Raw genomic sequence first — 10474 nt, forward strand, 5'->3', positions numbered from 1 at the left:
ATGTTCTTTTTTGGACATAAAAAATACTCCCCCTACAGTAACAGGTTTTATTATTTCACCTGTCTACCGTATGGGGAGCATATCACTTGGGGGACAGCTTTTTGCATGACGATTACTTCGTATCGACGTATCCCTTGCGGCCGGCGGCAAAACCGAAGACGACGGCCAGCACCGAGAGGGCGGTGATCACCGCCAGCGGCGTATCCCAGTTTCCGCTTTGGTCGTGGAGATAGCCGAAGAGGGTCGGGCCGGAAGCGGCCAATACGTAACCGATCGATTGCGCCATGCCCGACAGTTGGTTGGCCTGCTCGGCCGTACGCGAGCGCAGGGCGAAAAAGACGATCACCAGGCCAAACGTCGTGCCGGATCCGATCCCGATCAAGATGATGAACAACGCCGCAAGCGCGGCCGGGCCCAGCCAGATGCCGCCGAACCCGATCAGGAACAGCGAGGCGGAGGCGGCGGTCAGCCATTTTTGGTTATCCGTCCGCGCGGCGATCAGCGGCATCAGGAAGGATCCGGCCATGCTGACCAGCTGCATTAAGGAAAGCATCCAGCCGGCCTGCTCCGGGCTCATTCCCCGCGTATGCAAAATGTCCGGCAACCAAGAAATGCTGACGTAAAACATGATCGATTGAAAGCCCATGAAAATCGTCACCTGCCAAGCGATCCGCGAGCGCCAAATGCTGCGCCCTCCCGCTCCGCTGCGAGAAGCCGGCTGGCCGGAGGGCGGAGAACCGGCCTCATTGACTCCCGATTTCCCGGACCGGCGCCGCTGCAATAGCGGCAGCCACGCGAATGCGGTGATCGCCGTAAGGATCGCCCAGCAGGCCAGCGCGCCGCGCCACCCCAAAGGTCCCTGGGACAGGGGAACGCTGATCCCGGAGGAGATGGCCGCCCAAAAGTTCAGCGAAGTGGTAAATAAGCTGGTCATCAACCCGACCTGCTTGGGGAAATCGCGTTTGATTAACCCGGGGAGCAGGACGTTGCACACGGCGATGGCGATGCCGACCAGCGCGGTCCCGGCAAACAACGCCGCGACGGACGGCAGCGAACGCACGAGGATGCCGACGGTCATGAGAATCATGGAGGCGAACATCGTGCGTTCCATCCCGAAGCGGACGGACAAGCCGGGGGCAACCAGCGCAAACAGCGCGAAGGCAATCAGCGGCAGCGTCGTCAGCATGCCCGACATCGTATGGGACAAGCCGGTGGTTGCCTCGATTTCGCCAATAATGGAACCCACCCCGGTGATCGGCGAGCGTAAAGCCGCGGCGGTCAGCAGCACGGCCGTGACCAGCAGCCATACCGAAGCTCCGCGCGTTTTGCTTAAGGGTGAGGCGATGGTTTTATTCATGGAAATGGGAGTCCTCCTTCAAATTCATGCCTAGAGCATTGGGGCATGAGAACATTTGAGCCGTCTCGTCATCGTGCCTTCGTGTATTCGTTGCTTTTTCATCCCATAGTTTGGAGATGTGGTTGGTTATTTTATGCAAACATGGATAACTGACATATTGCGATACATCAAACGCTGATCAAGTATACTGCAAGTTTGCGCGGCTCGGCAACTCGAATTCGTTTTTAATGGCATTAACTGAATTGCCGTATTAAGTAGAGGAAAGCCAATCGATTGTGGTAGAATATTGCTATACTCATTTGTTTTTATAAAGATCGCGACCCCGGCTTTGACGGCTGAACGTGGCTGGGCATGAAGCGGATCGGGGTTCGACAAGTCGTGAAGCACACGCCTTTTGTTTTCGATGAAATGATCGAAGACGAAAGGCGTTTTTTATTTTCCATAGAGGAGGTAATGCGAAATGGGATTTCAGGAATCGTACACGCAGTGGATGAAGGGGCACCTTGGCGACCGGCAAGGGGAAAGGGAAAGGAGGCTGCGGGAAGGACATGGCCATGCGGAGAAGCTATTTGCGGAAAAAGTGTGGTGGCCGGCGTTCCAGCATTTCCGGAATCTCCATCCGGAGTATGAGGTGACCGACTTTAAAGACGGCTATCGCTATCTTGACTTTGCTTATATCCGTGCGGGGCTGGTGCTGGCGATTGAGATCGACGGATATGGACCGCATTTACGCAATATCAGTCGCTCGCAGTTTGCCGACCAATGGCGGCGGCAAAACGACTTGGTCTTGGACGGCTGGAAGATGCTCCGGTTTACGTACGACGATGTACACGACAGCCCTCGTTATTGCCAGCAAACGCTGCAGCAGTTCATGGGAAGATGGCTAGGGGAGGAAGGACAAGCCGTGCAGTTGGATTACCATGAGAAGGAAGTCCTCCGCTTGTTTCTGCGAACGGGCGGCCCCATCACACCGGGGGAAATCTGCCGCCATATGGGGATCGAGAACAAAACAGCCCGAAAATGGTTTCGGCAGTTGGCCGAGAAACGCTGGATCGAGCCGGCGAGCGGCAGCGAACGAGTACGCTCCTATTTGCTGACGATCGACGCCAAACGGCTTATTTTGTAAGGGGTGAGAAAATAAGGCCCTTTTTTGGCCCTATTTGACCCGGACAGACAATTTCCGGGGAAATAACGGTAAAAAATACCCTTATTTTCTGGGAATAACCCCAAAAGGCACGGATTATGTTTTACGGCGTTAAATAGCGCCATAAAATGCCCTTATTTTGCTTTTGGGGCGGGAAAATGGCGAAATAGCGCCCTTTTTTACCGTTATTTCGCTTGAGTGAGATAAAAGAGAAGGATGCTCCCCCTTCCTCAACCTCAACCCCGTCCCGCCTCAACGGAAATCCGGTCCGGTGACGCCGTCCTCCAGGATTTGCTTGGGCGGCTTCTTCGAAGACGCGCTCCCGCTGCCGGAGGAGGAGCCTTTGGTACTGCGGACCGCGATGACCGTCGGCTTGGCGGGATACGTGTCCTCGGAGATGCGGGTGCGCTCGACCGTTCGGCCGTCCACTTTTTTGATCCGGTACGTTTCGACGACGTACCCCTGCTTGCCGCGCACGACGACCTGCTGGCTGCCGGCGGGCAGGGAGGAATTGGCGACGTATTTGTTCGGCACGGGAAGCACCTTGGCGGTGCGAGATTCGAGCGAATAGCTCACATTCTCGGGCATGTCGCCGAACAGCTTCACGGTCAATACCCGGTTCTCCACCTCGGCGCGGATCAGGATATGGTGCCCGGAGGTGTTCTTGAAGCGAAAGTTGATGTATCCTTTGGCAAACGTGGCGTCCTGCCCCTTGGGCAAATAGCTGACCGGCAGCGAATGGTTGCGCCGCTCGACGATCGTTAGGCCGGCGCGGACCGCGGCATTGTACAGCGTACTGGACACCTGGCAGATGCCGCCGCCGACGCCGGGCACGAGCCGGCCGTCGAAAATGACCGGCGCTTCGCGGAAGCCGAACGTTTTCTCCGCGTATTCGACCGCTGCGCCGTAATCGAAAACCTCGCCCGGCGCCAGCACGATCCCGTCGATGCTCCGGGCCGCCGAATCGACATTGTGGACCCGTCCGGACCCGCTGGTCGCCAGGCTGGTGGAGAACTGGACGATTTTGCGGCGAATTCCTTCGCTTTTCAGCGTGCCGATCGTGACCTTCGGCTGCACGGTTTTCAATGGCAAGGCGATGCGCAGGCCCGGCAGTCCGCTTGAAAAAGGCTCCCGCTCCCCGGCCTCCGTCTGATCCGGCGCCAACTGCGCGAGCTGCTCCGCCAGCAGCTTGGGTACCGCGACGCCGAGCTTTTCCCAATCGATGCGCTGCACCGGCGTTTCCGGCAGGTAGCGGATCCGGTCGCCCTCCGTAATCGTCCGCACTGCGTTGATTGGATCGCCGAATTGCGATTTTTCCCACTCGGGAGTGAATACCGCCTGCAGTTTCGCCGGATCGAAAGAAACGTCGATCGCCCATCGGTCGGCGAAATTGCGTCGTACCTGCGCGCGCTGCCACAGCGAACCTTCGCCAAGCCGCCGCAGCTCCTCGCGAAAAGCCGCCGCGTCGAAGGTTATCCCGGCTTCCGCCCAGGTCAACGTCTTGACGCTCCCGTCGACCGCAAACACGACCTTCCGGCCGTGCAAGGCCGCCAGCTCCTGATCGAGCAGGCGGATCGCCTCGTCGCGCTGCCGCCGGCCAAGCTCCATTCCGGCTACCATCGTGCCCGGAGGCAGCCTGTCTTGCGATGCATATACGTACAGCGAGCCGAACAGGATCAGGCCAAGCAGCGCCAGACCGATCGCGGCCGCTGCCAAATGTTTCTTTTTCATGCCTCGGCTCCTTTGAGAGGTGGCTCTCTTCATATAAACAACCTTTGTACAACCATGTATATGACAGAAATCCGGAAACTTTCGGGTACTCAAAAGGTAACATCTTTGTTACAATATAAATCAGACTAAAATGAAATTACTCAGGTTTTAAAGGATTTGGCAAGAACGTGTCGAAAGTAAGATAGGGCCATCTCAAGAACAGGAATCAAGGTTTAGGACGTGATCAAGTGATAGAAATGCAGGATGTCTGGAAGACATACCCGAATGGAACCCACGCCCTTAAAGGCGTTTCGGTCAAAATCGACCGCAATGAATTCGTTTATTTGGTTGGTCCCTCCGGTGCAGGGAAATCGACATTCATGAAACTTATATACCGCGAAGAAGTGCCTACGAAAGGGCAAATTTCCGTCAACGGGTTTAACATCGGCAAGCTCAAGCCTCGCAAAATTCCTTATGTGCGCCGAAATATCGGGGTTATTTTCCAGGATTTTCGGCTGCTGCCCAAGCTGTCGGCTTATGAGAACGTTGCGTTTGCTTTGGAGGTCATCGAAGCCCCGAAGAAAGTCATCAAGAAACGCGTGATAGAAGTACTGGACCTTGTCGGGCTGAAAAATAAAGCGGGCCGCGACCCGTCCCAACTCTCCGGCGGCGAGCAGCAGCGGGTGGCGATCGCCCGGGCGATCGTCAACAATCCGTCGGTCATCATCGCGGACGAGCCTACCGGGAACCTCGATCCCGAAACCTCCTGGGGCATCATGCAACTGCTGGACGAAATTAACTTCCGCGGCACGACCATCGTCATGGCCACCCACAACAAAGAGATCGTCAACACGATGCGCAAGCGCGTCATCGCCATCGAACACGGCAATATCGTGCGTGACCAGCTGAGAGGGGAATACGGTTATGATTATTAGCACCCTCTTGCGGCATTTTCGGGAAGGCGCCAAAAGCGTGTTCCGCAACGGCTGGATGTCGGTGGCTTCCGTGACCTCGATCATCGTCTCGCTGCTGATTTTAGGCGTGTTCTCGCTGCTCGTGCTCAACGTCAACTCGTTTGCCGACGAGGCGGACAACCAGGTGCAGATCAAGGCTTACCTGAACTCCAACGTGACCGAGGCAGTGCGCGACCAGATCTACAATGACATCGGATTAATGGAAGAAGTCAGCCAGGTCAAGCTCATTCCCAAAGCCGAAGGCTTGAAGGATTTCCGGGAGAAGCTTGGGGAAGAGGGCAAGGATCTCCTGGAAGGGTACGACGAGAAGACGAACCCGATTCCCGATACGTTCGAGGTTCAAGTCATCGAGCCGACGACCGTTCCTCATGTAGCCGGCAAGATTAATGCGCTTAATGATAAATACGAAGAAAAACCGATTTACAAGGTAAATTACGGACAAGGCACGGTTGAAAAGTTGTTCAAAATCACCCGGGCGATCCGCAACATCGGATTCGCTTTCGTGGCCGGCCTCGCGCTGATGGCGATGTTCCTCATCTCCAACACGATCCGGGTCACGATTTTGGCCCGCCGCCGCGAAATCGGCATCATGAAGCTGGTGGGGGCAACGAACGCGTTTATCCGCTGGCCGTTTTTCGTGGAAGGCGCGCTGATCGGCCTGGTCGGCTCCCTGATCACGGTTGGCGTCTTGTTCTTCAGTTACAACGAGCTGGTGGAGTCCGTAGGGGCGGACGTCACCTTGGCCATTCAGCTAATTCCGATCAGCGATATCGGCCTGGAGTTGGGCGGTTTGCTCGTGGGACTGGGTCTTTTGATCGGGATCTGGGGCAGCACTATGTCGATCCGCAAGTTTTTGAAGGTGTAATGGCGAGAGGGAAGTTTGATTGGTTGATTATTTATGGAGTTAACTATGAAGTCAAAAATTCGAAGCCGATTTCGCTCCCGGAAATACTTCGCGATCAAAAGCCGAATTTCTGACAACCTTTAAAGAAGGATGGGGAAACGAAGTTGAAGAAATGGGTAACCACGATTGCCGTTGTCGCATTAGCCGCTCTCATTTTCCAACCTGCCGAAGGCTTTGCCAAATCGAAAACCATCAGCCAGATCGACAAAGAATTGAAGCAGCTTCAGGAGCAGGCCAAACAGGCCAAACAACAGCAGGAAGAAGCCGCCGGCCAGAAGCAGGAGGCGCAGCATTACGTCAACAAAAACACCAATTACCTCAATCAACTGCTTGGGCAAATTGAGGTCGTCAGCAACGAACTGACGCAAATTTCGGTGAATATCGATAAAACCGAAGAGGATTTGCGGAATACCGCCGTCAAATTGGACGAGACCAAAGCCCGGATCGAGGAGCGCTCGCATTTGCTGGACTCTCGTATCCGGTTGATGTATACCGATGGCGCCGTTTCTTATCTGGACGTGCTGCTATCCTCGACCAGCTTCACCGATTTCCTGGAGCGGGCCGATTCCCTGCAGGCGATTGCCGACCAGGACCATGTTCTGCTGGAGGAGCATAAACGGGACAAGGAATTGATCGTGCAGCAGCAGCAGCAGTTGGAGCAGGATTACGCCAAAGTGAAGCAGTTGTACGCCGATGCCGAATCGCGCAAGCAAGACCTGGAATCGAAAGAGGATGAGAAGCAGCAGCTGATCGCGAAGTACAACGCCGAAATCGAGGAATCCGACGATATCAGCGAAGAGCAGGAGAAGCTCCTGGTCGAACTGGCGACCAAACGAGCGGCGCTGGAGCAAGAGAAGAACAAGTTGAAAGCCGCTCAGGTGTACACGTACAAGAAGAGCTCCGGCGGATTTAAGGGCAACGGCGGTTCAATGGGACTGCCGGTCGACGGTGCCCGCATCTCCTCCGGGTACGGCACGCGCATCCACCCGATAACCGGGGTGAAGAAGAAGCATACCGGGGTTGACTTTGCGGCACCGCAAGGAACGGACATCCATGCGGCGGAAGGCGGCGTCGTCATCGTCGCCGAGTGGTGGAGCGGTTACGGCAACACGGTCATTATCGACCACGGCGACAACGTCTGGACGTTGTACGGCCATATTCGCAACGGCGGGATCAAGGTGGAAAAAGGACAGCAGGTCAAAAAAGGCGAGAAAATCGCCGAAGTCGGCAGCACCGGCAACTCGACCGGTCCGCATTGCCACTTCGAGGTTCGGATTAACGGCAACCCGGTAGACCCGATGCCATATTTATAATAAAATAGTGTAAGTTCGAGAAAACGGATATCGCCCGTTCAGGGAGGGATTATCCGTTTTTCCATTGGAATATCGGATACACTGTAGTTGTAAATATTTCTCACTGGGTGGACATATACTATGGGACGTTCAAATTCGGACTTGCCCGGCTGTTGCTTGTTCATAGTCCGGCGAATACACAGAGGCGGTGAATTCATTTATGTTTAAGGGGCGTACCGTGACCATGCTCGTGGTCGTAGCGATGCTGGTCAGTTGTCTGCTGACGTTAACCTTTACGGGGGAATGGAGTTTTGCCGGTTCGGGGCCGCTGCGCAGCGGGATTTTTGCCGATACCGTCAGTCCGGGCTCCAAAGAGGGCATCCAGAAAATCGAAACGGCGCTAGAGCTCGTCCAGAAAAATTACGTCGAGGACGTAGACCAGAACAAACTGGTGGACGGCGCCATCGACGGAATGATGAATGCGCTGGGAGACCCGTTCTCCTCTTATATGGCTCCCGATACGGCGCAGCAGTTCTCCGAGCAAATCGAGGGCTCTTTCACCGGGATCGGGGCGGAAGTGTCCCTGGAGAACGGCAATGTAGTCGTCGTTTCGCCGATCAAGGGATCGCCCGCGGAAAAAGCCGGAATTCAGCCGAAGGACATCCTGCTGTCGGTGAACGGGGAATCGCTGGAAGGCCTGGGCCTCAATGAAGCGGTCGCGAAAATCCGCGGTCCGAAAGGAACCGAAGCGAAGGTCAAGGTGAAGCGGGCCGGAGCGGCCAATACACTGGAATTCAGCATCATCCGCGGCGACATCGCCCTCGAAACGGTGTATGCCGAAATGAAGGACGGCGGCGTTGGCGTGATCGAGGTGACCGAGTTCTCGATGAATACGGCGCAGCGCTTCAAGCAAGAACTGGACGCGCTCGAGAAGAAGGGCCTGAAAGGCCTCGTTATCGACGTCCGGAACAACCCGGGCGGCGTGCTTGACGTCGTCGAGGACATGGCCGGGATTTTCGTGCCGAAGGGCAAAGCGATCGTCCAGGTCGAGGATAAGCACAAACGCCGGCAGCAGACGGTTTCCGAAGGTACCGGCAAATCGTATCCGGTCGTGGTCGTCACCAATAAAGGCAGCGCGAGCGCCTCGGAAATTATGGCCGGAGCGCTGCAGGAATCCGCCGGGGCGAAGCTGGTCGGCGAAGCGACTTACGGCAAAGGCACGGTGCAGTCGAGTTACAGCCAGGAGATGGGCGACGGCAGCCTGCTGAAAATCACGATCGCCAAATGGTTGACGCCGAACGGCGAATGGATCCACAAAAAAGGCATTAAGCCGGACGTCGCCGTTTCCCAGCCGGATTATTTTACGGTGGCGCCGATCAACAAGGAAAAAACGTTCAAATACGATATGCTCGGCGAGGATATCAAAAGCGCGCAAACGATGCTGGACGGCCTCGGCTTCGATCCCGGCCGAAAGGACGGATACTTCGATAAAAATACGGAGAACGCGCTGAAGAAATTCCAAGCGGAGCAGAAACTCGCGGCGAACGGCGTACTGGATGCGAAAACCGCCGAGGCGCTGGAAACCAGCCTCATCAAGCAAATCCGCGATCCGAAAAACGATGCGCAGTTAAATCGCGCATTGGAGGAAATACGGAAGGAAATCGCGTCATAAGCGTCGAATCCCTAAGAGGGCTGAAATCCGGCCCTCTTTTTTTCTTGAGACAGCTCATAAAGGTGAACCTATGGAATAGTTGGTTAGAGTTAAAGTGTTGCTGAAGTATACGGGCGGCCGGTTCAATTTGCTAGAAGAAGGAGCGTGGGGACCCCTTGGATCTCATTCTTGAAGGATTGTGGAGTTTGGCGCAAGCGGGAGCGCAACTGCTTCTGCAGCCGTTTTATTATATGGCCATCATCGTCGTCATGCTGATTTACCGCAGGCAGGTGCTGCTGGAACGGAGGCTGTTCCACGTCCGCTTGCACGGCTGGGGCCAACAGACCTGGCGTACGTTGTTGGGCGGGTTGTTGGCCGGCCTCGCCGTTTCCGTCGTGTTCGTTTTCCTCGGCATGAATCTGACAATGGAGGGTATCCTCTGCCTTTGGGCCGTCACGCTCATCATGATGTTGTTCCGCGTCCGTTATTTATGTCTGGCATATGCCGTGGGGCTGCTTGGCATGATCCAGTTCGGCCTGAATCTGTTTCCGGCGTTTGCCGGGACCGGCTGGCTCGGCGAAGGGGTACGCATCGTCCGCGAGCTGGAGGTTCCGGCGCTGCTCTGCCTAGTCGGGCTGCTGCACGTTGCCGAAGGGCTGCTGGTACGCTGGCAAGGGGCATCGTTTGCAGGACCGCTCTTTTATGAGGGGAAACGGGGAAGGCTGGTCGGCGGTTATCAGATGCAAAGCCTTTGGCCGGTCCCGTTGTTCCTGCTGATTCCCGCGCAGACGGCGGGCGGGGTGCTGCCGTGGACGCCGTTTTTCGGCGGGGACGCCTGGCAGGGCGGTTTTGGCCTGATCGGGCTGCCGATCGTGATCGGCTTCTCGGAGATGACGATGGGCCTGCTGCCGAAAGACAAGGCCCGCATCTCCTCCGGCCGGCTGCTGGGCTACGGCCTGATCGTGCTGGTGTTGGCGCTTGGTGCGGCTTGGTGGAGTCCTCTGATGCTGGTGGCGGCGCTTGCCGCGTTCCTGCTGCACGAAGCTCTGATCTGGTACAGCCGCTTTGAGGAGCAGCAGCGCAGCCCGCTGTTCGTCAACCCGCAGGGCGGCGTGAAGGTGCTCGCGGTGCTGCCGGGCAGTCCGGCGGAGGAGCTGGGCATCCAGGCGGGCGAGACGATCACCAAGGTGAACGGCGTGCCCGTGCCGACCAAGGAAGATCTGCATGCGGCGCTGCGGATCAACCCGGCCTTTTGCAAGCTGGAGGTGCAGAATCTCGCGGGCGAGAGCAAATTCCTCCAGCGCGCCATCTACGCCGGCGATCATCACCAGCTCGGCGCGATTCTCGCGCCGGATGAGCTGGCGCCGGCGGCGGTCCGGCTGCAGCCGCTGTCGCTGCTGCAGCTGCTGCGGCCCAAGCGGAGCGCCGCGCTGCGCGGCGCT

Annotated in this window: 8 protein-coding genes; 6 read left to right on the top strand and 2 right to left on the bottom strand. The window is 56.7% G+C overall.

The annotated features are described in order from the left end of the window. Positions 1-112 precede the first annotated feature (112 nt). On the bottom strand, positions 113-1357 hold the full coding sequence (locus ACQ4N8_RS27735) for a CynX/NimT family MFS transporter (protein WP_430707602.1): 1245 nt from the start codon (positions 1355-1357) through the stop codon (positions 113-115). A 460-nt stretch (positions 1358-1817) separates the two neighbouring features. Between ACQ4N8_RS27735 and ACQ4N8_RS27740 the strand changes: the two genes are divergently transcribed. Next, the gene (locus ACQ4N8_RS27740) at positions 1818-2483 is read left to right on the top strand and encodes a DNA-binding response regulator (RefSeq protein WP_430707603.1); all 666 of its coding nucleotides are present in this window, start codon (positions 1818-1820) and stop codon (positions 2481-2483) included. A gap of 270 nt (positions 2484-2753) precedes the next feature. On the opposite strand, the gene ACQ4N8_RS27745 is transcribed toward ACQ4N8_RS27740, so the two are convergent. Next, a complete protein-coding gene (locus tag ACQ4N8_RS27745) occupies positions 2754-4232 on the bottom strand; it encodes a VanW family protein (RefSeq protein WP_430707604.1) in 1479 nt (492 codons plus the stop codon). Positions 4233-4459: 227 nt separating this feature from the next. On the opposite strand from ACQ4N8_RS27745, the gene ftsE reads away from it, so the two are divergent. The 5 genes from ftsE to ACQ4N8_RS27770 all read left to right on the top strand — a co-directional run. Continuing rightward, a complete protein-coding gene (gene ftsE, locus ACQ4N8_RS27750) occupies positions 4460-5146 on the top strand; it encodes a cell division ATP-binding protein FtsE (protein WP_430707605.1) in 687 nt (228 codons plus the stop codon). After that, a complete protein-coding gene (ftsX, locus tag ACQ4N8_RS27755) occupies positions 5136-6050 on the top strand; it encodes a permease-like cell division protein FtsX (RefSeq protein WP_430707606.1) in 915 nt (304 codons plus the stop codon). The genes ftsE and ftsX overlap by 11 nt, the downstream gene beginning before the upstream one ends. A gap of 143 nt (positions 6051-6193) precedes the next feature. Next, complete coding sequence (locus tag ACQ4N8_RS27760) at positions 6194-7402, top strand: murein hydrolase activator EnvC family protein (RefSeq protein ID WP_430707607.1); 1209 nt, start codon at positions 6194-6196, stop codon at positions 7400-7402. A 199-nt stretch (positions 7403-7601) separates the two neighbouring features. Continuing rightward, positions 7602-9053 (top strand): S41 family peptidase, encoded by a 1452-nt coding sequence (locus ACQ4N8_RS27765; RefSeq protein WP_430707608.1) that lies wholly within the window; start codon positions 7602-7604, stop codon positions 9051-9053. 155 nt (positions 9054-9208) lie between these two features. Then, on the top strand, positions 9209-10474 hold a 1266-nt coding region (locus tag ACQ4N8_RS27770; protein WP_430707609.1), incomplete at its 3' end, for a PDZ domain-containing protein.

It is taken from the genome of Paenibacillus macerans (assembly GCF_050565405.1).
Classification (GTDB): Bacteria; Bacillota; Bacilli; order Paenibacillales; family Paenibacillaceae; genus Fontibacillus; species Fontibacillus macerans_B.